The following is a 25325-nucleotide window of genomic DNA, read 5'->3' as shown; positions in this document are numbered from 1 at the left end:
CCCATATCGACGTTACGCGCGACCGCTGAACCGGTAGGATCGTGATGCCGACCAATGACAGCGCCGGAAAGGGCTTTTTCCCGGCTTGGAGGAGATATGAGCGGTTTCGACATTTTCGCTATTGTTCTGGTGTTGCTCGTCATCGTCACGCTGGTGGCCGGCGTGAAGACGGTGCCGCAGGGCTATGACTGGACCATCGAGCGGTTCGGCAAATACACGCAGACGCTGAGCCCCGGCCTCAATCTGATCGTGCCCTATTTCGATCGCGTCGGGCGCAAGATCAACATGATGGAGCAGGTGATCGACATTCCAGAGCAGGAGGTGATCACCAAGGACAACGCCACCGTGACGGTCGACGGCGTCGCCTTCTACCAGGTGTTCGATGCCGCGAAAGCCAGCTACGAGGTTTCCAACCTCAACCAGGGGATCACGGTCCTCACCATGACCAACATCCGGTCGGTGATGGGTTCGATGGACCTCGACCAGGTGCTGTCGCATCGCGACGAGATCAACGAGCGCCTCTTGCGCGTCGTCGACGCCGCGGTCTCGCCCTGGGGCGTCAAGGTCAACCGCATCGAGATCAAGGACATCGTGCCTCCCGCTGACCTGGTCGAGGCCATGGGCCGGCAGATGAAGGCCGAGCGGGTCAAGCGCGCTGACATCCTCGCCGCCGAAGGCCAGCGCCAGTCGGAGATCCTGCGCGCCGAGGGCGCCAAGCAGGGCCAGATCCTCCAGGCGGAAGGCCGCAAGGAAGCGGCGTTCCGCGACGCCGAGGCACGCGAGCGGTCGGCCGAGGCCGAGGCGAAGGCCACCCAGATGGTGAGCGAGGCGATTTCCAAGGGCGACGTTGCCGCATTGAACTATTTCATCGCCGACAAATATATCAAGGCGTTCGGGCAACTCGCGGACTCGCCGAACCAGAAGGTCATCATGCTTCCGGTCGAAGCGATGAGCATGCTGGGCTCGCTCGCCGGCATCGGCGAGATTGCCAAGGCGACGTTCGGCGAAGGCGCGGTGTCCGCGGCCGCCCGCCGTGGCTCGGTGCCGTCGTCCCGTCCGACGCCGCCGACCGTGCCGCCGCAGTGACGGGATCACCCACAGAGGCCGTATCATGACCGACATGTTCGTCTCGCTCGGAACCTGGAACTGGCTGATTCTCGGCTTTCTCCTGATGGCGCTGGAGGTGCTGGCGCCGGGCATCTTCCTGTTCTGGCTCGGGCTCGCTGCCCTGCTGGTCGGCCTGATCTCGTTCGCGGTCGTCGTGTCATGGCAGCTACAGCTCGTGATGTTCGCGGTCTTCGCCGCCGCCGCGGTGCCGGTGTGGCGCCGCCTCGCCAGGCCGAAGCCGGATGCGAGCGCCAGCCCGTTCCTCAACAAGCGCTCCGAGGCGCTGCTGGGGCGCGAGTTCACGCTGGAGAAGCCGATCGTCGACGGCAGCGGTACCATGCGTATCGGCGACACGGTGTGGCGCGTTGCGGGTCCCGATACGCCGGCCGGAACGCGGGTCAAGGTGGTGCAGGTCGACGGTGCGAACCTGACGGTGGCTGCGGCGTGAGGATTCTTCGCCTCTCCCCGCGCGCGGGGAGAGGCCGGATTGCATCGCAGATGCAATCCGGGTGAGGGGGACTCTCCGCGAGTCCATCTTTCACCGTCTGCGCGGAGGCTCCCCCTCACCCCGACCCTCTCCCCGCAAGCGGGGAGAGGGGGAAGAGTTCTTCCACCGCTCCGCAAATCTGTGCAGCGGCATGAACGTCTCGCACAAATCCCGTCCCAGCGGCGTCAGCCCGTAACCGCCGCCGTCACCCAACTCCACGAACCCAGCCTCGCGCAGCTCCGTCAGCCGCGCTTGCAGCACCGTCGGCGAGGCCTCGTCGCAGGCGCTGCGCAGCGCGCGCGAGGTGAGGGGGCCGTGCCGCAACTCCCACAATATTCGCAAGGTCCAGCGCCGGCCGAGCAGGTCGAGCAACGCCATGATCGGCCGCCCGGTGCGCGAGCCGCGGACGCTGCGTGTCTTCGAGCCGGCCTGTTTCGCCATCGTCGCCTCTTGCGTCGTGCTACAAATAATGTAGCGTATTGCTACTATAAATGTAGCATAGGAGCCGGCCCATGTCTGCTGCGATGTCCGAAGCCGCACCGCGCATCGCCCCGCTCGCGCCGCCTTATCCCCCGGAGATCCAGGCGCAGTTCGACCGCATCATGCGCGGCGCGCCGCCGCTGGTGCTGTTCCGGGTGATGGCGGGCCACAGCCGCGCCTGGGACAAGTTTTGTGCCGGCGGCCTGCTTGATCCCGGCCCGCTGTCCTTGCGCCAACGCGAGATCGTCATTGACCGCACCTGCTGAACGGATGCGAATACGAATGGGGCGTGCATGTCGCGATCTTTGCCGGGCCGGCAAGGCTCACCGAGGACGAAGTGCGTGCGACGGTGCAGGGCGACGCGGCATCGCCATGCTGGTCAGTTGGCGAGCAGGCGCTGATCGCAGCCGTCGACGCGCTACATCACCGCGCGACGTTGAGCGACGAGGAATTCGTCGCACTCTCGGCGCACTACGACGAGGCACAGATCCTGGAGATCATGCTCCTGTGCGGCTTCTATCGCACCGTGTCGTATCTGGCGAACGGGCTGCGACTGCCCCTGGAGGAGAACGCGGCGCGGTTTCCGGCGCCGCTCTAGCGCAATGACGAGGGGGAGGCAGGTACGGGCCACACTCTCACTGTCATTCCGGGGCGCGCCACTTGGCGCGAGCCCGGAATCCATGCGAGACAAACTCTGCGGCACGATGGATCCCGGGCTCATCGCTTCGCGATGCCCCGGGATGACGCGCAAACCCTACGCCACCCCCGCGCGCAGCAGGTCGTGCAGATGCACGATGCCGACCACCTTGCCCGCCTCCGTCACCAGCAGCGTCGTGATCTTGCGGGTGTTCAGCACCTCGATCATCTCGGTTGCGAGCATCGAGGGCGGCACGGATTTGGGCTGCTTCGTCATGATCTCATCGACCGTCACCGTCAAAAGGTCGGGCCGCATGTGGCGGCGCAGATCGCCATCGGTGATGATGCCGACGGCCTCGCCCGCAGCGTTGACGATGCAGACGCAGCCGAGCCCCTTGGCCGACATCTCGACCACAGCCTCCGACATCTTGGTGCCTTCGGGCTTGACCGGAATCTCCGCGCCGGTGCGCATGTAGTCGCGGACGAATTTCAGCATCGCGCCCAGCTTGCCGCCGGGGTGGAAATGCGCGAATTCCAGCGCCGTGAAGCCGCGGCCTTCGAGCAGCGCGATCGCGAGCGCGTCGCCGATCGCGGCCTGCATCAGGGTCGAGGTGGTCGGCGCAAGATTGTGCGGACAGGCCTCGCGGGCCTTCGGCAGCTCGATGACGAGGTCGGCGGCCTGTCCGAGCGACGATGCGGCGTTCGACGTCACCGCGATCATGGGAATCGCAAAGCGCGCCGAATAGTTCACGAGGTTCTTCATCTCCGGCTGCTCGCCGGACCAGGACAGCGCCATGATGACGTCGTCGGTGGTGATCATGCCGAGGTCGCCATGGCCGGCTTCGGCGGCGTGCACGAAGAAGGCGGGCGTGCCGGTCGAGGCCAGCGTCGCCGCGATCTTGCGGCCCATGTGTCCGGACTTGCCGAGCCCGGTCACGATGACACGGCCCTTGGCGTTGCGGATCAGGTCGACGGCCTTCGCGAAGGTCGCGCCCAGTGGGCCGCGCAGGGCTGCGGCGAGCGCGTTGATGCCGCCGCTCTCGGTCTCCAGCGTGCGGAGCGCGGATTCGACGCTTGTAGGGATGGGGCCGGATGATGCGGTCATCAGCGGTTTCGAACTCGGCATGCTTTGGTCCAGGGAGGAGGGGCGTTCGCCCGTTGGCGCCTGCTTAGCACGCCCCGACCAGCGAGGCGACGAGCGCCCCGATACCCTCAACCGGTCATTAACCATAATTGTTTTAACTCCATTAACGATGGTTCCTGCCAGCCGGTGGGGATGATCGTGAAAGTGTTTGATTTCGTTGGGGTTATTCCATCGTGGTGCCGTCTCCAGGCAATGGCCGGAGCAAACGCGCGCATTTCCTGCGCGCAGCTTTGCCGTGCCTCGCGCTGACGGCCCTCGGAAGCGCTCCGGCGGCCGCCCAGAGCCTCACGCCCGACCTGTTCAATCCCAACCGCGGCGGCTTTGCCTCGCCCGACGCGCTGCCGACGCGCCGCACCGCGGGCGTGCCGCAGGCGCCATCGGATTCATTGCCGGCGCTGCCCGATCCCAATGCCGATCCGCGCAAGGCCCGCGAGACGCCGGCGACCTCGCGCATCGGTCAGGTCCCGACCTACGGCCTGCCCGCCGCGACCGGCGCGAGCAGCTCCGGCTACGACTCGCTGAACCGCAAGCGGCAGCAGCCGAAGCTCTATCCCGGCCAGCCGAAGCCGAAGCGCGCGGCCGGTCCGGGCTCGAAGGCCCCGCCGGCAACACCGGAGCGCACGCTCACTCCGCCGCGTATCGCGCCGCCGCCCTCCGAGACCGCGCACAAGGTCCCGGTGCCGCCGGCGATGGCGGGCAACGTGCCTGGCCAGCCGCTGCGCCGCCGCCTGAGGGCCGATGAGGATCCGTTCGGTGCCGTCGGCGATTATGCCGGCAGCTTCCTGATCAAGGGCGGGCTCGAGCTCTCCGCGGGCTACGACACCAATCCGACGCGCCTCAACAAGCCTGTCGGTTCGCCGGCCTATGTGATCGCGCCCGATCTGCTCGTGGTGTCCGATTGGGAGCGCCATGCGCTGGTCGCCGATCTGCGCGGCTCGTTCTCGGGCTACACCAACGACATGCCGGCGACGATCAACGGCCTCGCCTCGCCGTCGCCGGTCGAGGCCAACCGTCCCGACTTCACCGGCCATGTCGATGGCCGGCTCGACGTCACCCGCGACTTCAAGCTTCTCTCGCAGCTCCGCCTGCGGCTCGCCACCGACAATCCCGGCAGCCCGAACGTGCAGGCCGGCCTGCAGAAATACCCCGTCTATGCCGCCTACGGCACGACCATCGGCTTCGACCAGACCTTCAACCGCTTCCAGGTCTCCGCCGGCGCCACGATCGATCGCACGGCATACACGGATTCGAAACTCACCGATGGCTCGGTCTTCCCCAACACCGACCGCGACTTCAACCAGTATGGCGGCGTCGGGCGCTTCTCCTATGATCTCAAGCCCGGCCTGAAGCCGTTCGTCGAAATCGAGGGCGACACCCGCGTCCACGACCAGGCCGCCGACCGCAACGGCTACTTCCGCGACTCGAACGGCGGCTACGCCAAGGTCGGCTCGTCCTTCGAGTTCTCGCGCATTCTCACCGGCGAGATCTCGGTCGGCTATTCCGCGCGCAACTACACCGACCCGCGCCTCAGTCAGCTCGCCGGCTTCCTCACGACGGGCTCGCTGATCTGGAACGCCAGCGGCCTCACCACGGTGAAATTCTTCACCGACACGCAGATCAACGAGACCACGATCCCCGGCTCCTCCGGCGTCCTGGTGCGCACCTACGCCGCCGAAGTCGACCACGACTTCCGCCGCTGGCTCACCGCCGTCGGCAAGTTCACCTACGGCACGTACGATTACCAGAACCAGGGTCGCAACGACAAAACCTACTCGCTCGAAGGCAATCTGATCTACAAGCTCAGCCGCAACATCTGGGTCAAGGGCACGCTGCGCCACGACATCCTGGATTCGAACATCGCCTCGGCCAGCTCGCAGGGCACGGTGGTGCTGCTGGGCGTGAGGTTGCAGAACTGAGGGGCCACTATGGCAGCTCGGATTACCCTCAATATCAATTCGGCCGGCGAATTCGAGCTATGGCTGAATCCGGAGGGTCGAGACCTTCTCGTCAAGAAACTATTGGCTCTGAGCGAGACCAACGAGCATTTTCACTTGATGCCAAGTGAAGTCCCGTCGGACGTTGAAGTTTCGACGCGCCCCTATCGGCCGAGCGACAAGCTTCTCGAACACGGCAAGGTGCTGTTCCGGCTTGACGAGTGGGATGCGCGCTACTTTCCGCACGTATTGGAGTGAAGCCGATCGCTCTCTCCACTCACTCCGCTGTCATGGCCCGGCTTGACCGGGGCATCCAGTACGCCGCGGCCTCTCATTTCAATGACAATTTTCTCTGGAATACTGGATCGCCCGGTCAAGCCGGGCGATGACAGTCTTAGTTGTAGCGGCCAGCGCGTGTCTCACTCAGCGCGGCAGATCCGTCTTCCCCATCAGGAACGTGTCGATCGACCGCGCGCAGAGCCGGCCCTCGCGGATGGCCCAGACCACGAGCGACTGGCCTCTCCGCATGTCGCCCGCCGAAAACACGTTCGGGCGCGAGGTCTGGTAGTCGAGCGTGTTGGCCTTGACGTTGCCGCGGGGGTCGAGCTCGACCGCGAGCAGCTTCAAGAGGCCTTCGTGCACGGGGTGGACGAAGCCCATGGCGAGCAGCACGAGATCGGCATCGAGCTCGAACTCGGTGCCCGCAATCGGCTTGAACTTGTCGTCGACGCGCACGCAGTGCAGCTTCTTGACTTGGCCGTTCTCGCCCGAAAACTTCTGCGTCAGCACGGCGTATTCGCGCACCGCGCCTTCGGCCTGGCTGGAGGACGTCCGCATCTTCAGCGGCCAGTTCGGCCAGGTCAGGCCCTTGTCCTCGCGCTCGGGCGGGGCGGGCATGATCTCGAGCTGGGTCACCGAGAGCGCGCCCTGGCGCAGCGAGGTGCCGATGCAGTCGGATCCGGTGTCGCCGCCGCCGATGACGACGACATGCTTGCCGCCGGCCAAAATCTCCTGGACGCCGCCGAGCGGCTCCTCGGAGACGCGGCGGTTCTGCTGCGGCAGGAAGTCCATGGCGTAGTGGATGCCCGACAGCTCGCGGCCGGGGATCGGCAGGTCGCGCGGGGCTTCGGCGCCGCCGGTCAGCGCCACCGCGTCGTACTCGTTGAGCATCTCGCGCGGATCGACATTGCCCTCGGCGCCGACATGGCTGTTGTAGTGGAAGGTGACGCCTTCGGCTTCCATCTGCGCCACGCGGCGGTCGATGACGCTCTTCTCCATCTTGAAGTCGGGGATGCCGTAACGCAGCAGGCCGCCGGCCTTGGCGTACTTCTCGAACAGGTGCACGTCGTGGCCGGCGCGGGCGAGCTGCTGTGCGCAGGCCATGCCGGCGGGACCCGAGCCGATCACGGCGACCTTCTTGCCGGTCTTTTCAGTCGCCACTTCCGGCTTCAGCCAGCCATTGTCCCAGGCGCGGTCGACGATCGCGCATTCGATGGTCTTGATGGTGACGGGGTTGTCGTCGATGTTGAGCGTGCAGGACGCCTCGCACGGCGCAGGACAAATGCGCCCCGTGAACTCCGGGAAATTGTTGGTGGAGTGCAGATTGCGCGAGGCCTCTTCCCAATTGCCCTGGTAGACGAGGTCGTTCCAGTCCGGGATCTGGTTGTTGACCGGGCAGCCTGGCGTGCCGGGCGCCACCGAGCCGGTGCCGTGGCAATAGGGGATGCCGCAATTCATGCAGCGCGCGGCCTGGTCGCGCACTTCCTTCTCGGACAGCGGAACGACGAATTCCTTGTAATGCTTCACGCGATCGGCGACCGGGGTGTACTTGCGGTCGTGCCGTTCGATTTCCAGAAAACCCGTGATCTTGCCCATTAAACCCGAAGTCCCTGCCGCTTAAATTCGTTTGTTCTCTCACTCCTCATCCTGAGGAGCGGCGCGCCTTTCGCGCCGCGTCTCGAAGGATGGAGGCCCACATGGTGACCTCATGGTTCGAGACGCAGCTATCGCGCTCCTCACCATGAGGGCTTTCATTACGCCCCGATCGCGATTTTCGGTTCGGCGTCCGCGTTGGCGGCCATCTCGCGCAGCGCGCGCCGGTATTCGACCGGCATCACCTTGCGGAATTTGGGCAGCCATTCCTTCCAGTTGGCAAGGATGTCGGCGGCGCGCTTGGAACCGGTCGCCTTGGCATGGCGCGAGATCAGCACGTGCAGGCGCTCGACGTCGGAGGCGAGCAGGTTCCTGAACACGTCGACCCGGCCGTGCGCCTCGAGGTCGCCCGAGGCGTGATAGGTGTCGGCGTTGATCATCTCCTCCGACAGCACCGGCTCGAGCTCGACCATCGCCATGTTGCACAGCCGGTCGAAGTCGCCGCTCTCGTCCAGCACGTACGCAATGCCGCCGGACATGCCGGCCGCGAAGTTGCGCCCGGTCTTGCCGAGCACGACCACGATGCCGCCGGTCATGTATTCGCAGCAATGATCGCCCGCGCCTTCGACCACCGCGACCGCGCCCGAGTTACGCACGGCAAAACGTTCGCCGGCGATGCCGCGGAAGTAGCATTCGCCCTCGATCGCGCCGTACATTACGGTGTTGCCGACGATGATGCTCTCTTCCGGCACGATCGCGGAGTTCTTCGGCGGCTTGACGATGATCTTGCCGCCCGAGAGGCCCTTGCCGACATAGTCGTTGCCTTCACCCTCGAGCTCGAAGGTGACGCCGTGGGCGAGCCACGCGCCGAAGGCCTGTCCGGCGGTGCCCTTGAGGCTGACATGGATCGTGTCGTGCGGCAGGCCGGCATGGCCGTAGATCTTGGCCACCGCGCCCGACAGCATGGCGCCGGCGGAGCGGTTGGTGCTGTTGATCGCAGCCTCGATCTTCACCGGCGCGCCGCGGTCGAGCGCGGGCTGCGCCCGCTCGATCAGCGTGCGGTCGAGCACCGCCTCGAGATGATGGTTCTGGCGCTCGGAGTGATAGATCTTCTGGCCCTTCTCTTCCTTCTGCTTGACGAAGAGCTTGGAGAAATCGAGGCCCTTGGCCTTCCAGTGCGCGACCAGCTTGGTCTGGTCGAGCAGCTGCACCTGGCCGACCATCTCGTTGAAGGTCCGGAAGCCGAGGCTTGCCATGATCTCGCGGACTTCCTCGGCGACGAAGAAGAAGTAGTTGATCACGTGCTCGGGCTGGCCGGTGAAGCGCTTGCGCAGGACGGGGTCCTGGGTCGCGACGCCGACCGGGCAGGTGTTGAGATGGCACTTGCGCATCATGATGCAGCCGGCCGCGATCAAGGGCGCAGTGGCAAAGCCGAACTCGTCGGCGCCCAGCAGCGCGCCGATCACGACGTCACGGCCGGTGCGGAAGCCACCGTCGACCTGGACCACGATACGGCTGCGCAACCGTTCGCGCACCAGCGTCTGATGGGTTTCGGCGAGACCGATCTCCCAGGGCGAGCCGGCGTGCTTGATCGAGGTCAGCGGCGAAGCGCCGGTGCCGCCCTCGAAGCCCGCGATGGTGACATGGTCGGCGCGCGCCTTGGCAACGCCCGCCGCCACCGTGCCGACGCCGATCTCGGAGACGAGCTTGACCGAGACGTCGCCCGTCGGGTTGACGTTCTTGAGGTCGTAGATCAGCTGCGCCAGGTCCTCGATCGAGTAGATGTCGTGGTGCGGCGGCGGCGAGATCAGGCCGACGCCCGGCGTCGAATGCCGGACCCTGGCGATGGTCGCGTCGACCTTGTGGCCGGGCAGCTGGCCGCCCTCGCCGGGCTTGGCGCCCTGCGCCATCTTGATCTGCATCATGTCGGAGTTGACGAGATACTCCGTGGTGACGCCGAAGCGGCCGGAGGCGACCTGCTTGATCGCCGAGCGCATGGAATCGCCGTTCGGCATCGGCTTGAAGCGGTCGGCTTCCTCGCCGCCTTCACCGGTGTTCGACTTGCCGCCGATCCGGTTCATGGCGATCGCGAGCGTGGTGTGCGCCTCGCGCGAGATCGAGCCGAAGCTCATCGCGCCCGTGGCGAAGCGCTTGACGATGTCCTTGGCCGGCTCGACCTGGTCGAGCGGCACAGGCTTTCGCTTCTCTTCCTCTGCGTTCTTGATCCGGAACAGGCCGCGCAGCGTCAGCAGCCGCTCCGACTGCTCGTTGAGGATCTTGGCGAAGGCGCGATAGCGCTCCTGCGAATTGCCGCGCGCGGCGTGCTGGAGCAGCGACACGGATTCGGCGGTCCAGGCATGGTCCTCGCCGCGGCTGCGATAGGCGTATTCGCCGCCGACATCGAGCGCGCTCTTGTAGACGAGCGCCTCGCCGAACGCGTCGGCATGGCGGCGCACCGCCTCTTCCGCGATTTCGGCCAGACCCACGCCCTCGACGCGGGTATGCGTGCCGGCGAAGAACTTGCCGACGAAGTCGGCCTTGAGACCGACCGCGTCGAAGATCTGCGCGCCGCAATAGGACTGGTAGGTCGAGATGCCCATCTTGGACATCACCTTGAGCAGGCCCTTGCCGATCGACTTGATGTAGCGCTTGACGATCTCATAGTCGTCGAGCGAGCCGGGCAGGCGGTCCTTCATCGCGATGATGGTTTCGAACGCGAGATAGGGATTGATCGCTTCGGCGCCGTAGCCGGCGAGGCACGCAAAGTGATGCACTTCGCGCGGCTCGCCGGATTCGACGACGAGGCCGACCGAGGTGCGCAGGCCGGTGCGGATCAGGTGATGATGCACGGCGGCGCAGGCCAGCAGCGAGGGGATCGGCACGCGGTCGGTGCCGACCATGCGGTCGGACAGGATGATGATGTTGACGCCCTCGCGCACCGCGCTTTCGGCGCGTGCGCAGAGCTCGTCCAGCACCTGGTCCATGCCGGCCGCGCCGAGGCCGGCGTGGAAGGTGGTGTCCAGCGTGCGCGACTTGAAGTGAGACTCCGCCACTTCCGAGATCGAGCGGATCTTTTCCAGGTCCGCATCGGTCAGGATCGGCTGGCGCACTTCGAGGCGCTTGGTCGTGGCCATGCCCTGGAGGTCGAACAGGTTCGGCCGCGGTCCGATGATCGAGACGAGGCTCATCACCAGCTCCTCGCGGATCGGGTCGATCGGCGGGTTGGTGACCTGCGCGAAGTTCTGCTTGAAGTAGGTGAACAGCGGCTTGGCCTTGTCCGACAGCGCCGAGATCGGCGTGTCGTTGCCCATTGAGCCCGCAGCTTCCTCGCCGGTGGCGGCCATCGGCGTCATCAGGATGGTAATGTCTTCCTGGCTGTAGCCGAACGCCTGCTGGCGATCGAGCAGGGACAGGTTGGAGCGCACGCCGGTGGTCGCAACCTTCGGCAACTCCTCCAGCACGATCTGGGTCCGCTCAAGCCACTCCTTGTAGGGATGGCTCCTGGCGAGCTCGGCCTTGATCTCGTCGTCGGGGATCAGGCGGCCCTGTTCGAGGTCGACCAGCAGCATCTTGCCCGGCTGCAAGCGCCACTTGGTGATGATCTGGTCCTCGGGAATCGTCAGCACGCCCATCTCGGACGCCATCACGATGCGGTCGTCCTTGGTGACGAGATAACGCGCGGGCCTGAGGCCGTTGCGGTCGAGCGTGGCGCCGATCCGGCGGCCGTCGGTGAAGGCGATCGCGGCGGGGCCGTCCCACGGCTCCATCAGCGCGGCATGATATTCGTAGAAGGCGCGGCGCTTCTCATCCATCAAGGGATTGCCGGCCCACGCCTCCGGAATCATCATCATCACCGCGTGCGGCAGCGAGTAGCCGCCCTGCACCAGGAATTCGAGCGCGTTGTCGAAGCAGGCGGTGTCGGACTGGCCCTCATAGGAGATCGGCCAGAGCCGGTTGATGTCCTTGCCGTACAGCTCGGAGCTCACCGAGGCCTGCCGCGCTGCCATCCAGTTGACGTTGCCGCGCAGCGTGTTGATCTCGCCGTTATGCGCGATCATGCGGTAGGGATGCGCCAGCGACCAGGCCGGGAAGGTGTTGGTCGAGAAGCGCTGGTGCACGAGGGCGAGCGCGCTCTCGAAATCCTGCTCGTGCAGGTCGGGATAGTACTTGCCGAGCTGGTCGGCGAGGAACATGCCCTTGTAGATCACGGTGCGGCAGGACATCGAGCAGGGATAATAGCCCGCAAGGCCGCGGTCGCGGCGCTGGTAGATCGCCTGCGAGATCGACTTGCGCAGGATGTAGAGCCGGCGCTCGAACTCGTCCTCGGTCTTGGCGGTGCCGTTGCGGCCGATGAACACCTGCATGCAGGCGGGCTCGGTCGGCTTCACGGTGACGCCGAGCGAGGAATTGTCGGTCGGCACGTCGCGCCAGCCGAGCAGGGTCAGGCCCTCCTCCTTGATCTGGTCGGCGATGATGCTCTTGATGACGTTGCGCCAGGCGGTGTCGCGCGGCATGAACAGCGCGCCAATGGCATATTCGCCCGGGTTGGGCAGCGCAAAGCCGAGCTCCTTTGCCTTGCGGCCGAAGAAGGCGTGCGGAATCTGCACCAGGATGCCGGCGCCGTCACCGGCGCGCGGGTCGGCACCGACGGCGCCGCGATGCTCGAGATTGCAGAGGATGCTCAGCGCGTCCGAGACGATCTCGTGCGACTTCTTGCCCTTGATGTTGGCGATGAAGCCGACACCACAGGAATCCTTCTCCAGGCTCGGATCGTAGAGGCCCTCGGCTTTGGGACGCGAATTGTGTTCCTGAATCGGGTCGGTCGTTTTCGAGGCGACCGTCGCCGACAGCTCTTCTGCCACGATGTTTGCGCGCTCGAATTGCGACCCGTTCATTGCTCTGTCCTCTCCATGCGGCAAGCTGCCTCACCGCCAACTTCGGCGCACCTTGGGTGTCCCGCGGCACCCGCTCCTGGGCCACCGCTCGTCCGCTGCGAGCCGCATTTTCTTAAATTCAGGCCTAGGCGCTCTTCGTCCCCGAGAACGGCTTTGCCTGGTACCTTGCCGACGCTCGAGAGCACCGGTTTTCGCTGCAATCCCTGTGCCGGAACCGCACGCAAAATTGAGACAGTCTTCCTGTCCTAAACATCACCTTGCCAAATTTTTGTCTAGCACACAAGCGCGCGAAAGTCCCGATTCCCGATATGTCAATCAATCGCTTTCCAAAAGTTGCGCGGCCCCGGTTTTGAAGCAAACGCGCCCTGATCCGGCCCCGTGCGCGCCGGAATCCCCAATGAAGCTTCGGATCAACCCTTCGGAAGGCGCGCCATGCCGCGAGAAGCGAAAGAGGGCGGCCATCGGGGGGCCTGACAGGAGCGTCTCGACCATGAAGTTTTTCACAGGATGTGTGGCCGCCGCCGCGCTGGCGTTGGCTGCAAGTGCGGGCCACGCCCAGGTTCCCGCCAGCGGTATCGCAAGGGGAGCCATCGTCGCGGTGTCGGATTTCGACGGACCCTACGCGCCGGAGGCCGCCCCGCCGCCACCGCGTTACGGTTACGGCTATGGCTACGAGGAACGCGGTCCGGCGCCGGTCTTGTTGCCGTCAACCGAGGTTTACGCGGTGCTGCGCGAAAACGGCTTCTTGCCGCTCGGCATCCCGCGCCTGCGCGGCAGCGTCTATACCATCGCGGCGATCGACCGCCGCGGCGACGATGGCCGGCTGGTGATCGACGCCCGCGACGGAAGAATCTTGCGCTTCATGCCCGCCGCTGACGCCTACGGCATGGCGCCCGCCTATGACGAACGCGCGGTCGCGCCTTACGGACCGCAAAGCGCGCTGCCGCCGCCGACCGTGATCCGCGGCGGCCCGCCGCGCCCGCCGGCTCCGATCCCGCATGTGGCAAGCCGCGCCGTGCCGCTGCCCAAGGCCGCCCCGCGGCGCGCCGAGACGCCGGTCGCTGCCGCGAAGCCGGCCGCGCCGGTCGCGCAGCAGGCTCAAGCACCGCAGGCCCAGCCTCCGCAGCAAGCGGCCGCCGCGCAGGCCAAGCCCGCCGATGCAGCCGCGCCAACCGTCGCCCAAGCCAAGCCTGCCCCGACCATCCTGCCGACGCAGGAGATGCCGGCCGTGCAGGGGTTGGATTAGCGCTGCGAGCTTGGCGCGGTGGCGACAGCTACACCAATGGTGTCGTCCCTGCGAAGGCAGGGACCCATACCGCGTGATCTATCGGGGGGATGAGGTGCGAGTCCCAGACGAGCAGTCTCCGTCAAATTGCTCCCTGGGGTTATGGGTCCCTGCGTCCGCAGGGACGACAATGGAGAGAGATCCGAGCACAACAAAAGCGCCCGAACAGCCGGGCGCTTTTGCATTCACGCTATCACCTCAGCTTCGCGGATACCCCGCCGCGTCCAGGATCAGATTCGCGACCTCCTTCGGATGCGACACCAGCGAGAGGTGGCCGGCATCGAGCTCGATCGTGGTGGCGTTCATGCGCTTGGCGAGGAAGCGCTCGAAATCGGGGTTGATGGTGTAGTCGTTCTTGGACACCGCGTACCAGCTCGGCTTGGAGTGCCACGCCGCTTCCGTGGTGCGGCCGGCGAAGATCGAGGCCGCGGTCGGCCATTGCACCGCATAGAGCTCCCTGGCCTGCTTCGGCTTCACGCCATTGGCGAAGTATTTCAGGAAGGCCTCTTCCGAGAGCTTGGTGGTGCCGTCGCGCTCGACGATGCCGGCGCGTGCGGGCCCGGTCGGAAACTGCTTCGACAGCGCCACGAAATCCTCGTTCGCATCGGGCGCGCGGGCGGCGACGTAGACGAGCCCGGTGACCTTCGGGTCGGTGCCGATCTGGCTGATCACAGTGCCGCCCCAGGAATGCGCGACCAGCACGGTCGGCCCGTCCTGCTCCGCCAGCGCCCGCCTGGTCGCCTCGACGGAGTCCGCAAGCGACGACAGCGGATTCTGCACGGCCGTCACATGCAGGCCTGCAGCCTGCAGGATCGGGATCACCTCCGACCAGCTCGACCCGTCGGCCCAGGCGCCGTGCACCAGCACGACGTTCTTCGCCTTGACCGTCGCAGGTGTCTGCGCATGAGCAAGGCCGAGGGGAGCCGCCAGAAGGCTCGCAGCGACGAAAAGGCTGCGCCAGAGTGACATGATCTTCTCCATCTTGTTTGAGTTCGATGCCCAAGGGACGGAGGGAGCGATGGCGGCGTTACACGGCTTCACCGCTCTGTGATGCAATGCACAACGAAAAAAAGCGCCCCGGGGCACCGGGGCGCTCTCGCAACTTGGAAGTCGCGTTCTGTTTAGGCGGCTTGCGCGGCCGAGTTCTCGATCACCTGCGCCTTGGCGCCGGCGTTGATCGCGATCTGGCGCGGCTTCTTGGCCTCGGGAATCTCGCGCACGAGGTCGACGTGAAGCAGCCCGTTCTCGAGCGAAGCGTCCTTCACCTGCACGAAGTCGGCAAGCTGGAAGGCGCGCTCGAAGGCACGCGCGGCGATGCCGCGATACAGCACTTCGTTCTTGCTGTTCTCGTTGGCGACTTTCTCGCCCTTGATCGTCAGCGTGTTTTCCTTCGCGACGATGGAGAGCTCATCCTTGGAGAAGCCGGAGACCGCAACGGTGATGCGGTAGGCGTTCTCGCCGGTACGCTCGATGTTGTACGGGGGGTAACCGGGGCTGCCGTCCGAACCGGCCTGGTCGAGCAGGTTGAAGAGGCGGTCGAAGCCGACGGTGGAACGATAAAACGGGGTGAGATCGTAGGTACGCATGGTCAAGTCCTCCATTGAGCGACTGTTAGGCAACCCGCCCGCCATCGGGCCGGGCTTTCGTCTGTGTGCAGCCTGATGTTCCGGTTCCGAAACACTGGTAGCGGCCTGCACGAAAATGATATGGGTGGAACGAGACGGCGTTCAAGAGGGCGGCATTTGCGCCTTTTCGGCGCTTTAGCCCCTTGATTGCAGTACTTCCCGCCTATGACGCTGGTCTCGATCCCGTCCAATCCGGTTCCCGAAAACGTCGTCAGCGGCACTATCAGGACCCCCGATGGCGCCGAGTTGCGCTTTGCGCGCTGGGCGCCGCCGGCGAACCGCAAGGGCACCGTCTGCGTCTTCACCGGGCGCAGCGAGCAGATCGAGAAATATTTCGAGACGGTGCGCGATTTGCGCGACCGCGGCTTTGCGGTGGCGATGATCGACTGGCGCGGGCAGGGCCATTCCTCGCGCCGCCTGCGCGATCCGCGCAAGGGCTATGTGCGCGACTTCTCCGATTTCGAGATCGACGTCGAGACCTTCGTGCAGCAGGTGGTGCTGCCGGATTGCCCGCCGCCCTTCTTCGCGCTCGCCCATTCCATGGGCGGCACGGTGCTGCTGCGGGTCGCCCATGCCGGCAAGCGCTGGTTCGACCGCATGGTGCTGTCGGCGCCGATGATCGACCTGCCGGGGCGTACCACCTCATTGCCCGTGCGTGCGCTGCTCAAGACGATGCGCCTGCTCGGGCAGGGCGGCCGTTACGTTCCCGGCGGCAGCGACCGCCTCACCGGGCTCGAACCCTTCATCAACAATCCCCTGACCAGCGATCCCGTGCGCTATGCGCGCAATGCCGCGATCCTGGAGGAGGATCCGACGCTCGGACTGGCCTCGCCGACGGTCGCCTGGGCCGATACCGCCTTCCGCGCGATGCACACCTTCAAGCGCGTGAACTACCCCTCCCAGATCCGCCAGCCGATCCTGATGCTGGCGGCCTCCAATGACACCGTGGTCTCGACCGCGGCGATCGAGGAGTTCGCCTATCACCTGCGCGCCGGCGCCCATCTCGTGATCGCCGGCTCCAAGCACGAGATCCTGCAGGAGCAGGACCGCTACCGCTCCCAGTTCTGGGCCGCCTTCGACGCCTTCGTCCCGGGCACACCGCTGTTCAAGTGAGCTGCATCCGCAAAGGCGGTGCGCTCCCTCGCCCCGTTCTTACGGGGAGAGGGGTGGGGTGAGGGGCCTCTCTCCGCCGATGAGACTGCCGTGACCCCCTCACCCGGATCGCAAGAGCGATCCGACCTCTCCCCGCAAGCGGGGCGAGGTAAGAAAATCGCTACAGCGTCTTCAAATACTCGATCAGGTCGTAGCGCTCTTGCTCCTTGAGCGGGCGGCCGATGGTGCCGTCCTTGCCAGGGCCTGGCGTGCCGTCGAACGAATGGCCGAGATTGCTGTTGCCGAACAGGTCAGTGCCATCAGACGCTCGCGTCGAGAAGCGCGACTGCCCGGTCTTGCAACTCTCGCCGTCGGTGACCGCGAAGCCGACCTGCTTCGGATCATAGTCGCGGTCGCCACCCATGCAGAACGATTTGGGGCGCTCGGCCGCGGGCCTCAGCATCCAGTAGAGCGAGGGCACCGATCCGTTGTGCAGGTAAGGCGCGGTGGCCCAGACACCGTTGAGCGGGCGCGCGCGATACCAGGGCCCCGGCTCGTTCTTGTCGGCCGGCTGCGGACCGGGATTCGGGCAGTTCTTGCGCTTGCCCCACCAGGCATCCTGAACCTTCGGGTCGATCTTCGCATCATCCATCGCCTTGCGGCTGACGATGTCGACGAGCACCATCAGGCCAAGCGAGTACGGCATGTCGGTCGACGAAATATCCGGCAGATTGCAGTTCCACCAGGCGTTGAGATTCTGCGTGGGGTCGAGCTTGAGGAAGCCCGGCACCTGAACCGTTCGCGTCGCCAGCACGCCCGCCTGAGCGGGGTCGGTACCCATGCCTTTGACGCTCTTCTGAACCTCGTTGAGGAACTTGTCGTTGCCGATGGTCTCCCAGCGTGGCGAGGACCAGATGCTCTGGGCCGGAAACTCGGCGTCGAACGCCTTGTCGTCGACCGGACCGAGATGGCATTCGGCGCAGAGCTCCGCATAGAGCTTACGGCCGCGCTTGACGCGCTCGTCATCGATCTTCCAGGCAGCATCGCCAAAGATGTCCGACGGCCATTTCGGCGATGTCAGTCCGGATAGCTGCTTTTTTGGATAGGGCGGCGACCCCTTCAGCAGATCCTCGATCCAGATCAGATTCTTGATATCCATCGAGGAGCGAAGCAGCCTGTCCTTGGGGGTATTGTCGGACAGATTGAGCAGCGCGGTCACGCCCAGCGCTTCGCCGGCATTGCGGATCAGCGGCTGTTCGATCGAAGCGTCATATTGCGCGTATTTGAGCCAGGGCACGGTCCAGATCGGCGGGAAGCTGACCGGCGCGTCCTGGGCATGCAGGTTCTTTTCGAAGCCGCTGAGGCCGCTGATCGCCATGTCCTGGGCGAAGACCTGATTGCCGATGCGGTTGAGCGCGTCGAGACGACCATATCCCTCCTCGGTGTTCTCTTGCGGCTCTTCCCGCTTTGTCTTCGGGTTGAGCCTCGTCTTGCCGGCGATGGTTTTCGCGTAGGTCTTCTCCCAGTCGACCAGGAATGTGCTGATCGTGCGCAGCTTCTGCTTCAGTGCATCGCGATCCTCAGCGCTGGCGGAGGTGCCGAGCACACGATCGGCGAAGCGTGTGAAGCGGCCTGGCACGAGCAGCGTGTAGGCGATCGACAGACCGGTCGTGACCTCGAGCTTCCTCAGGTCGGTCATGGCCGGACCGCCGTCGAAGCGGATGGCGATGCCTTTGTATTGGATCTGGCCGGTGTGGCAGGCGGCGCAGGTCAGGCCGATCCGGTCCTCGCCGATCTGGCCGGTCGCGGGATCGGCGACGCCGGTCATGCGCGCAAAGCCGACGGGCAGGCCGTCGACGTTTTCGGCCTGGGGACCCCAGTTGACCGGCGGATCCCAGAGCCGCGCCGGCACCGGCTCCGTCTTGTCGTAGACGTTGGCATAGCCGAACCGGCGCAGCGTGGCGTCGTCGGTGTTGATCGTCTGCGGGCTCGGGATGAAGCCGAAGCGCTGAAGATGGTCGCTGTCATGCAGCATCCCGGGCTTTGCGAAGAAATGAAGCCGCGGCTGCTCAAGCGCCATGAACCAGCGATAGGGCACCGGGAAGGTCGCGGTGCCCTGGCTGGCGTGATGAAACCAGTGCCGGTCCTCCAGCGCCCAGTTCTGCTCGAGCCAGTACGCGGCCCGGGGTTCGACGTGCGCGGGCAAGGGCGGGGCCACGAGGTCCCCGAGGATGCCGGGCAGCATCGGCTGGAATTGATCCGGAAAGCGCAGCGCCACGATGCCGAAGATGAGGAGCGCGGCGGCCAGTCCGCCGGCAGCGCGCAAGATCAGCGAGGGCGGGGTGACCGGCTGGCTCACGACCCGCTGGGTGATCCTGTCCGGGAATTTGCGCTCGTTGAACAATGTCCTCACCTCGGCCACGCTGAGATAGCGGTCGTCGCCCTGATCCTTGCCCATGATCTTGAGCAGGATCGGCCATTCGAACTTCATGAGGATCGGGTAGTACCAGCGCGCTTGATTGCCGGCGCGCTTGAGGTTGTCCTTCATGAAGGTCTGGATTTGCGAGGCGTTGAGCCCGGTCTCGGTGCCGCCGCCATCGGGATCGGCGTAGGTGCCGCCGAAACCGGCAAGCCGTGCAATCTCGTCCTCGTTGACGCGACCGTCGACGCCGAGGATGCGCGAGCCGGCACCGAGCTTGTCGAGCGGGCCGCCGCGCAGCGTGTTGAGCTGCGCGCCCCAGAAGATGCTTTGCAGAATATGACAGGCGCCGTTGGCGATCAGTGCGACGCCGCGGACCTGGATGCGGGCCGAGGTCTTCTTCAACCCGGTCTCGCCGCTTGCATTTGCGATGGTCTGCGACAGCGTCCGGAGTGGGACGGTGCCGCCATCGACGAAACCTTCGCCGACGAGTCCGCGCAGGAAGGGGCAGGGATTGTTCGGCGAGACCTGGATCGATGGGTCGAAGGGCGGCTTCGAAGCGCGGTCATGCATGGCCCAAATCCTGAAAACGGCGAATCGCAAATAAGGACGCGCCGATCAAGCGCGGAAAATCCTACCAAAACGACAGCAGAATATACTACTTCAGCGTGTGATGAAGTGTGGCTGATTTCACTGTCCTGTCAATAAAAGCCGGTGCCGGACGGCACTGGCGCGGTCAGTTTCTCAGGATTCGGCGGCGAGTTTGACGCCGCTCTGAACCAGCGTCAACTTGCCGAGCGGCACGCCGGCCTTCAGCAGTCCCTCGCGATAATGGGCGATGTCCTCGGGCCGCTTCCAGTGGAAATTGCGCAGGTGCCTGTCGACGTTCAGCGCTGGATAGTTTGCCATCAGCACGCGGGCGGCTTCGCTCGCCTCGTCGCTTCGCCCCAGTTGCGCCAGCGCCGCGGCGCGGATCGCCAGCGCCTGCATGTGATTCGGGTTGATGTAGAGCTGCTCGCGGGCCCATGACAGCGTCGCGTCATATTGGCGCAGAAGATAATGACTGAACGCGTTCAGCGCCGACCATTGGTAGCGTGGGTCGCTGTTGTCGCGTTGCGCTGCCATCGAGAACAGCTCGATCGCCTCGCGGTGCTCGCCGATCATGAAATGACAGATGCCGAGCACGCCGCGCGCGCCATTGTCGTAAGGGTTGAGCGCGACCGCGCGCTTGGCGGCGTCCATTGCCGCCTCGTGATGACCCTCCAACGCGTGCGCCCAGGTCAGGATCGAGAACGCGAAGGAGGAGCGCGGATCGAGCCGGACGCTGGTTTCGGCGAGGCTCATCGCCTCGGCCCACATCTCGCGCGTGCCCTTGACCCAGCCGAACTGAATGCTCTGGATCTGGATCGTGGCGAGATAGGCATGTGCGATCGACAGCTTGGGATCGAGCCCGATGGCCTCCCGGAACAGGTCGACCGCGGCGGCCAGATCCTCCTTGGTCTGCCGGTAGTAATGCGACAGCCCCTTGAGGAAACGGTCCCAGGCGGAGACGTCGGTCGAGAGCCGCGCCGGCGCCGAGGCCTCCGCACGGACGATCTCGGTGGCGATGGCGGCGGACAGGTTGGTCGTGATCTCGTCCTGCATCGCGAAGAGGTCGCCGATGTCGCGGTCGTAGCGGCCGGTCCAGAGCTGCTCGCCGGTCTCCGGCGCGATCAGCTCGGCGGTGACGCGGATCTTGGCGCCGGCACGCCGCACCGAGCCCTGGATCAGGTAGGTGGCGTCGATCTCGCGTGCGATCAGGCGTGTGCTCGTGTTCTTGCCCTTGAACGCGAAAGTCGAGTTGCGGCTCAGCACCCGATAGAAGGATTGCAGCGACAGCGCGTGGATCAGGTCCTCGGTGAGGCCATCGGAGAAATATTCATCCTGGGCGTCGCTGAGATTGGCAAAGGGCAGCACGCCGACGATCGCGGTGCGGTACTGCTGCGAGAGGGCGGAGGCTTCCCGGAGCTCGGGGGCAAGCGCCGGCGCGCCCTCGGGCGTCCAGGTCCAGACCCCGATCGCGTCCTTGATGTTCTTGAAGCGATGGTTGCCGGCATCGGTTAGCGGCACGGTGAGATGCTTGCTCGCCTCCCGGTGGGCCTTGGCCGAGATCGCGAAGCCGCCGGGGCTCGCCACCGATTCCAGGCGGACGGCAATGTTGACATCGTCACCGAAAACCTCGTCCTCATCGGCGATGACGTCGCCCATGTGGATGCCGAGCCGGAACTGCATGGCGCGGTCGGCCGGCAGGTGGCGGTTGCGCTCCGCCATCAGCGTCTGCATCGCGATCGCGGCTTCGGTGGCGCCGACGATCGAGGCGAACTCGAGCAGGAAGCCGTCGCCGGTGTTCTTCACGACGCGGCCGCCGTGATTGAGGATGATGGGATGGATCGCCGCGCGATGGGCTTTGAACGCGGCATGGGTGCCGGCCTCGTCGCTGCCCATCATGCGCGAATAGCCGGCGACATCGGCACAGACAATGGCGGCCAGACGTCTTTCCATATCCGCGAAGCTCCAAGGGAGAGGGGACCGGCCACGGCGTGGCAGTCGCCTCGAGTCCCGCATTTCGAGAACCCTCCCTTTATAAAGCAGATGAGCCCGAGCGGAAGCCTGATCCGCATTGCAAATTCGAGGCAAATCCTAAGCGATTCCGGCGGTGGACGGGGATGGGCGAACCGACTAAGCGGAACCAACACGCCCGGACGGGCGTGCGGGGGGACCTTGCATGCTGGGCATTCAGGAGATCGGGCTTTTCATCCTGTCGGGCGTGCTGCTCAACATCACGCCGGGGCCGGATTCGGTCTATGTGATCGGCCGCAGCATGCAAATGGGCTGGCGGGGCGGCGCTGCTGCCGCCTTGGGCATCAGTTGCGGCTGTTTTGTCCATGTCGCGGGCGCGGCGATCGGGCTTTCGGCGCTGCTGCTGGCCTCGTCGACCGCCTTCTCGATCCTGAAGCTGGTCGGCGCGGCCTATCTCGTCGTGACCGGGCTCCAGATGCTGTTGTCGCGCCCGGTGCCGGCGTCGGCGATCGACGAGCCGGTGCGGAGCTCATTGCGGCGGGTCTTCCTCCAGGGCGTCTTCACCAACGCGCTCAATCCCAAGGTCGCGCTGTTTTTCCTGGCCTTCCTGCCGCAATTCGTCGCAGCCGACGCGCCCCACAAGCCGCTCGCCTTCCTGACGCTCGGCCTCATCTTCATCTCGACAGGGACGTTGTGGTGCCTGGTGCTGGCCGCGTTCGCGGCCAAGGCCGCGCACCGTCTGCGGCAGTCCGAGGGCGCCATCGCCTGGGTCAATCGCGCGCTTGGCGGCCTCTTCATCTATCTCGGCGTCCGCGTCGCCATGCTGGAGACGCGGTAAGCCTATCGGTCGCCTGAGGGCACGTTTGTCCCGTCCATGAACGACACGATCTCCTCGATCAAACGGCGGCGGCCGCGTGCGGGCCGATCATCGAACACGTAATGTGTGGCGCGGGCCAGCGTGACGAAGCGCTTGCGGGCTGCGCCGGTCAGCTCGCGCTCCAGCGCGGCACTGTCCGCGGGGCGTGACCAGAAATCGAGCTCGCTGCGAATGACGAGCACGGCGGCGCGCAGGTCGGCAGCATCCCAGTACTTGCGACCGTGCGCCATTTCGAAGGCTTCGCGCCGGTACGCCGTCGGAATGCGAACGCTGCGCGGCTCGCGGCTACCGCTTGTTGGATCGCTGGCGATCGTCTCGTTGACATAGGCCTCGGCGACCGCGGGATCGCGCCATTCGGTCTTGTCCGGCGTCGGGATGCTCGCGTCCCAGCGGGCAAGCAGTCTGCTCGCATCGGCGAGCGCATAAGCTCCGCTCGCACGGAAGCGGCCGGGAAATTTGGGGTCCGCGAATACCTCGCCGAACGGCCAGGGCGCATCGACGCCATAGATGGTGTTGAGAAGGACGAGGTGACTCACCTTGTCCGGGTGTCGCGCCGCGTAGAACGCACTCCAGTGGCCGCCGCTGGCCCAGCCGAAGAGTGCGACGCGCGAAGTGTGTGTCCTCATCCGGATCTCGTCCACGACTGCTGCAATGTCCGTCGCGGCCGCATCGACAGCGACGGCAGGCGGATTCGCGTCGGCAGGTTGCTGCAATTCCGCCGGGCGCGTCGACCGGCCCCAGCCGCGAACATCCATGATGTACACGGTACGGCCAGCTCCCGCTGTCGCGAGGCTCTCCGCAAAGGAATATCCCGGCACGGGAAGATCGAAGGAGCCGATGCCGCCAGGCCCGCCGCCGTGGACCAGCAGCAGTGGTGAGGCGGCGGTGCCAGGTGCCTTGCCGCGGATTTCGCGCACGAAGATGGAAATGCCTGGGGCGCTCTCGACCTGGAAGTCTTCCCGTTCGACCGTGCTGGCCGCAACCGCGCATGTCATGAGCTGGCCCCATACAAGGAAGATTGGCGCAAGGAGATGAGCTGCTCGAGCTATCACCGCATGCCCCGGACGGCTCTGCCCGACACCTCGCCTGGCAAAGATTATGGGTTTGGACACCGCTTCTCTCCGGTTCGTCACGCGCCGGAAGCTAGGCATCTCGTTTGGCGTCGTCTAATATGAATGGCGACAATTTTCATATTGTGGTGATATGGATCTGCACCATCTCCGCCATGCGATTGCACTTGCCGACGAGCGCAATTTCAGCCGAGCGGCGGCCCGGCTTGGCATGGCGCAGGCGCCGCTGTCGCAATCGATCCAACGGCTGGAGAATTCGCTGGGCGTGAGGTTGTTCGAGCGTGGCCGCGGCGGCACACGCCTCACGGCGGCCGGCGAGGCCTTCGTCGGTGAGGCCCGGGTCGCCGTGGCAGCTGCGGACCGCGCCAAGAATCTCGCCCGGGCCGCAGCCGAACGCCGCGCGGTGGTGCGCATCGGTCTCGTCTCACTCGCGCTGTGGGGTCCGATTCCCTCACTGCTGAAGACGGCAAACGAAGCGGGCATTGCGATCCATCTCGTTGAACTGGGCACCGACGATCAGCTGGCGCTTCTCGCCAAGGGCGAACTGGATGTCGCACTGGTCTCGCCGCCGTTTGCCGCGCCGCCGCGCCTCCGGACATTCGAGCTTGCCGCGGAAGAGCTCATGGCCGCGCTTCCCGCCGGCGATGTCGATGACGACAAGCCGATCGGGATCGCGCAACTTGCGCGGCGGCTGATATTGTTTCCGAGATCGCAGGGGCCGGTCCTTTATGATGCGATTCTTGCGCTGTTTCACTCCCGCGGGTTGTCACCAAGCCTCGTTCACGAGGCGTCACGGATGCCGACGATCCTGACCCTCGTTGCGGCGGGTCTGGGTGCTGCGCTTGTACCGGCCGGCGTGTCCCGTCACATGCCCGTTCCAGGCGTCGCGTTTCGTCGGCTCGCCGAGGCACGCGCGGCGCCGAAATGGCCTCTGGCGCTCGTTCACCTGCCGCTGCCGTCCAAAGGCGATGCAGCTGAATTGATACGACGCTGGCGTCGGCGCCCGCCAGGAATCGGCTAGACCAATTCCTTCGCCAGCGCGCTGCCGGCGAGATAGAGGCCGAGCAGGATCATCGCGATCAGGAACCAGCGGCGAAACGCTTCCGCGGGCATCCGCGCCCGCACCGATTGGCCGATGAACATGCCGGCAAAGGCCATGGCGAGGCCGACGGCGCCGGGCACGACATTCGCGGGCGTCAACAATCCGACGGCGGTCAGGTTGAAGGCGAGCGCCAGCGTCGCCGTCGTGAAGAACACGCCGAGCGCCTGCACCAGCTCGTCCTTTTCCATGCCGATCGCTTGCATGAACGGCATCGAGGGGATCACCTGCACGCCGGTCGAGGCCGAGATCACGCCGGTGACGACCCCGACCACGCCGCCGACCCATTTCTCGTTTCTGGGCGCGACATGGAACTGGAATTTGTTCAGGCCGATCACCGCGTAGATCACGAGCAGGACGCCGAGCACGATCGTGCCGTAGCGCGCATGCGGCCCGGTCAGCGCGCCGGCATTCAGCCAGCATCCGACCACGGTGCCGATCATCAGCGGCCACAGCCGCCTCAGGATGTCGCGCAGATAGGGGCCGACGAAGGTCTGCCAGATGTTCGTGATGATGGCGGGCACGATGACGATGGCGATGGCGCGGCTCGGCGCCATGCTCACCGCCAGCAGGCCCATGGACACCGTCGGCAGGCCGAGCCCGACCACGCCCTTGACGAATCCGGCGAGCAGGAAGACGGCGGCGATCACGATGAGAAGCGGGTCGATCATGTCGGCACATTGACCGAAGCTGCGATCCGGCACAATCTGGAGGTTACGGAGAGAGCCTTCGTCTGGAGCGAAG

The 25325-nt window shown here is 65.5% G+C and carries 18 protein-coding genes and 1 pseudogene; 9 read left to right on the top strand and 10 right to left on the bottom strand.

From position 1 onward, the window contains the following. The first annotated feature begins 96 nt into the window (after positions 1-96). Together EDE08_RS13165 and EDE08_RS13160 are read left to right on the top strand one after the other, a co-directional pair. Positions 97-1086, top strand: coding sequence for an SPFH domain-containing protein (locus EDE08_RS13165; protein WP_061879231.1), 990 nt, complete (start codon positions 97-99; stop codon positions 1084-1086). Positions 1087-1111: 25 nt separating this feature from the next. Further along, positions 1112-1555, top strand: coding sequence for an NfeD family protein (locus EDE08_RS13160; protein WP_131869050.1), 444 nt, complete (start codon positions 1112-1114; stop codon positions 1553-1555). 90 nt (positions 1556-1645) lie between these two features. Here EDE08_RS13160 and EDE08_RS13155 read toward each other — a convergent pair whose 3' ends face one another. Continuing rightward, positions 1646-2035: a winged helix-turn-helix transcriptional regulator gene (locus tag EDE08_RS13155; RefSeq protein WP_061879233.1), complete on the bottom strand. Its 390-nt coding sequence runs from the start codon at positions 2033-2035 to the stop codon at positions 1646-1648. An 83-nt stretch (positions 2036-2118) separates the two neighbouring features. On the opposite strand from EDE08_RS13155, the pseudogene EDE08_RS13150 reads away from it, so the two are divergent. Beyond that, positions 2119-2672: pseudogene (locus tag EDE08_RS13150) on the top strand (carboxymuconolactone decarboxylase family protein). A 156-nt stretch (positions 2673-2828) separates the two neighbouring features. Here EDE08_RS13150 and EDE08_RS13145 read toward each other — a convergent pair. After that, the gene (locus EDE08_RS13145) at positions 2829-3836 is read right to left on the bottom strand and encodes a KpsF/GutQ family sugar-phosphate isomerase (RefSeq protein WP_165935902.1); all 1008 of its coding nucleotides are present in this window, start codon (positions 3834-3836) and stop codon (positions 2829-2831) included. A 191-nt stretch (positions 3837-4027) separates the two neighbouring features. Between EDE08_RS13145 and EDE08_RS13140 the strand changes: the two genes are divergently transcribed. Both EDE08_RS13140 and EDE08_RS13135 read left to right on the top strand, forming a co-directional pair. Then, on the top strand, positions 4028-5770 hold the full coding sequence (locus tag EDE08_RS13140; protein ID WP_131869052.1) for an outer membrane beta-barrel protein: 1743 nt from the start codon (positions 4028-4030) through the stop codon (positions 5768-5770). A gap of 9 nt (positions 5771-5779) precedes the next feature. Continuing rightward, a complete protein-coding gene (locus tag EDE08_RS13135) occupies positions 5780-6046 on the top strand; it encodes a hypothetical protein (protein ID WP_131869053.1) in 267 nt (88 codons plus the stop codon). A gap of 165 nt (positions 6047-6211) precedes the next feature. Here EDE08_RS13135 and EDE08_RS13130 read toward each other — a convergent pair whose 3' ends face one another. After that, a complete protein-coding gene (locus tag EDE08_RS13130; RefSeq protein WP_131869054.1) occupies positions 6212-7663 on the bottom strand; it encodes a glutamate synthase subunit beta in 1452 nt (483 codons plus the stop codon). A 158-nt stretch (positions 7664-7821) separates the two neighbouring features. Then, a complete protein-coding gene (gene gltB / locus EDE08_RS13125) occupies positions 7822-12555 on the bottom strand; it encodes a glutamate synthase large subunit (RefSeq protein ID WP_131869055.1) in 4734 nt (1577 codons plus the stop codon). A 490-nt stretch (positions 12556-13045) separates the two neighbouring features. On the opposite strand from gltB, the gene EDE08_RS38415 reads away from it, so the two are divergent. Further along, a complete protein-coding gene (locus tag EDE08_RS38415) occupies positions 13046-13801 on the top strand; it encodes a hypothetical protein (RefSeq protein WP_165935901.1) in 756 nt (251 codons plus the stop codon). Between the two features lie 237 nt (positions 13802-14038). On the opposite strand, the gene EDE08_RS13115 is transcribed toward EDE08_RS38415, so the two are convergent. Then, the gene (locus tag EDE08_RS13115; RefSeq protein ID WP_131869057.1) at positions 14039-14809 is read right to left on the bottom strand and encodes an alpha/beta fold hydrolase; all 771 of its coding nucleotides are present in this window, start codon (positions 14807-14809) and stop codon (positions 14039-14041) included. Positions 14810-14961: 152 nt separating this feature from the next. Continuing rightward, entirely contained in the window at positions 14962-15426 is a 465-nt protein-coding gene (locus EDE08_RS13110; protein WP_165935900.1) for an Hsp20 family protein, read from the bottom strand. A gap of 204 nt (positions 15427-15630) precedes the next feature. Here EDE08_RS13110 and EDE08_RS13105 point away from each other — a divergent pair, with 204 nt between their 5' ends. Further along, on the top strand, positions 15631-16578 hold the full coding sequence (locus tag EDE08_RS13105) for an alpha/beta fold hydrolase (RefSeq protein WP_061879238.1): 948 nt from the start codon (positions 15631-15633) through the stop codon (positions 16576-16578). 160 nt (positions 16579-16738) lie between these two features. Here the strand turns inward: EDE08_RS13105 and EDE08_RS13100 are convergent, their stop codons facing one another. Together EDE08_RS13100 and EDE08_RS13095 are read right to left on the bottom strand one after the other, a co-directional pair. Further along, complete coding sequence (locus tag EDE08_RS13100) at positions 16739-19549, bottom strand: di-heme-cytochrome C peroxidase (protein WP_131869059.1); 2811 nt, start codon at positions 19547-19549, stop codon at positions 16739-16741. Between the two features lie 171 nt (positions 19550-19720). Then, complete coding sequence (locus EDE08_RS13095) at positions 19721-21517, bottom strand: adenylate/guanylate cyclase domain-containing protein (RefSeq protein WP_165935899.1); 1797 nt, start codon at positions 21515-21517, stop codon at positions 19721-19723. 223 nt (positions 21518-21740) lie between these two features. Here EDE08_RS13095 and EDE08_RS13090 point away from each other — a divergent pair, with 223 nt between their 5' ends. Continuing rightward, positions 21741-22373, top strand: a complete 633-nt coding sequence (locus EDE08_RS13090; protein WP_131869061.1) for a LysE family translocator — start codon at positions 21741-21743, stop codon at positions 22371-22373. Positions 22374-22375: 2 nt separating this feature from the next. Here EDE08_RS13090 and EDE08_RS13085 read toward each other — a convergent pair whose 3' ends face one another. Beyond that, a complete protein-coding gene (locus tag EDE08_RS13085; RefSeq protein ID WP_165935898.1) occupies positions 22376-23407 on the bottom strand; it encodes an alpha/beta fold hydrolase in 1032 nt (343 codons plus the stop codon). 208 nt (positions 23408-23615) lie between these two features. Between EDE08_RS13085 and EDE08_RS13080 the strand changes: the two genes are divergently transcribed. After that, positions 23616-24503, top strand: a complete 888-nt coding sequence (locus tag EDE08_RS13080) for a LysR family transcriptional regulator (RefSeq protein WP_131869063.1) — start codon at positions 23616-23618, stop codon at positions 24501-24503. Here the strand turns inward: EDE08_RS13080 and EDE08_RS13075 are convergent. Beyond that, entirely contained in the window at positions 24500-25252 is a 753-nt protein-coding gene (locus EDE08_RS13075) for a sulfite exporter TauE/SafE family protein (RefSeq protein WP_131869064.1), read from the bottom strand. The genes EDE08_RS13080 and EDE08_RS13075 overlap by 4 nt on opposite strands. Positions 25253-25325 lie beyond the last annotated feature (73 nt).

This window comes from Bradyrhizobium sp. R2.2-H (genome assembly GCF_004346455.1).
Lineage (GTDB): Bacteria > Pseudomonadota > Alphaproteobacteria > Rhizobiales > Xanthobacteraceae > Bradyrhizobium > Bradyrhizobium diversitatis.
This window is presented reverse-complemented; position numbering and strand designations above follow the sequence as displayed.

Bases quoted from the DNA above. Each gene is read 5' to 3' on its own strand.
- EDE08_RS13165 (WP_061879231.1), top strand. From the start codon at position 97: ATGAGCGGTTTCGACATTTTCGCTATTGTTCTGGTGTTGCTCGTCATC.
- EDE08_RS13160 (WP_131869050.1), top strand. From the start codon at position 1,112: ATGACCGACATGTTCGTCTCGCTCGGAACCTGGAACTGGCTGATTCTC.
- EDE08_RS13155 (WP_061879233.1), bottom strand. From the start codon at position 2,035: ATGGCGAAACAGGCCGGCTCGAAGACACGCAGCGTCCGCGGCTCGCGC.
- EDE08_RS13145 (WP_165935902.1), bottom strand. From the start codon at position 3,836: ATGCCGAGTTCGAAACCGCTGATGACCGCATCATCCGGCCCCATCCCT.
- EDE08_RS13135 (WP_131869053.1), top strand. From the start codon at position 5,780: ATGGCAGCTCGGATTACCCTCAATATCAATTCGGCCGGCGAATTCGAG.
- EDE08_RS13130 (WP_131869054.1), bottom strand. From the start codon at position 7,663: ATGGGCAAGATCACGGGTTTTCTGGAAATCGAACGGCACGACCGCAAG.
- gltB (WP_131869055.1), bottom strand. From the start codon at position 12,555: ATGAACGGGTCGCAATTCGAGCGCGCAAACATCGTGGCAGAAGAGCTG.
- EDE08_RS38415 (WP_165935901.1), top strand. From the start codon at position 13,046: ATGAAGTTTTTCACAGGATGTGTGGCCGCCGCCGCGCTGGCGTTGGCT.
- EDE08_RS13115 (WP_131869057.1), bottom strand. From the start codon at position 14,809: ATGTCACTCTGGCGCAGCCTTTTCGTCGCTGCGAGCCTTCTGGCGGCT.
- EDE08_RS13110 (WP_165935900.1), bottom strand. From the start codon at position 15,426: ATGCGTACCTACGATCTCACCCCGTTTTATCGTTCCACCGTCGGCTTC.
- EDE08_RS13105 (WP_061879238.1), top strand. From the start codon at position 15,631: ATGACGCTGGTCTCGATCCCGTCCAATCCGGTTCCCGAAAACGTCGTC.
- EDE08_RS13100 (WP_131869059.1), bottom strand. From the start codon at position 19,549: ATGCATGACCGCGCTTCGAAGCCGCCCTTCGACCCATCGATCCAGGTC.
- EDE08_RS13095 (WP_165935899.1), bottom strand. From the start codon at position 21,517: ATGGAAAGACGTCTGGCCGCCATTGTCTGTGCCGATGTCGCCGGCTAT.
- EDE08_RS13090 (WP_131869061.1), top strand. From the start codon at position 21,741: ATGCTGGGCATTCAGGAGATCGGGCTTTTCATCCTGTCGGGCGTGCTG.
- EDE08_RS13085 (WP_165935898.1), bottom strand. From the start codon at position 23,407: ATGACATGCGCGGTTGCGGCCAGCACGGTCGAACGGGAAGACTTCCAG.
- EDE08_RS13080 (WP_131869063.1), top strand. From the start codon at position 23,616: ATGGATCTGCACCATCTCCGCCATGCGATTGCACTTGCCGACGAGCGC.
- EDE08_RS13075 (WP_131869064.1), bottom strand. From the start codon at position 25,252: ATGATCGACCCGCTTCTCATCGTGATCGCCGCCGTCTTCCTGCTCGCC.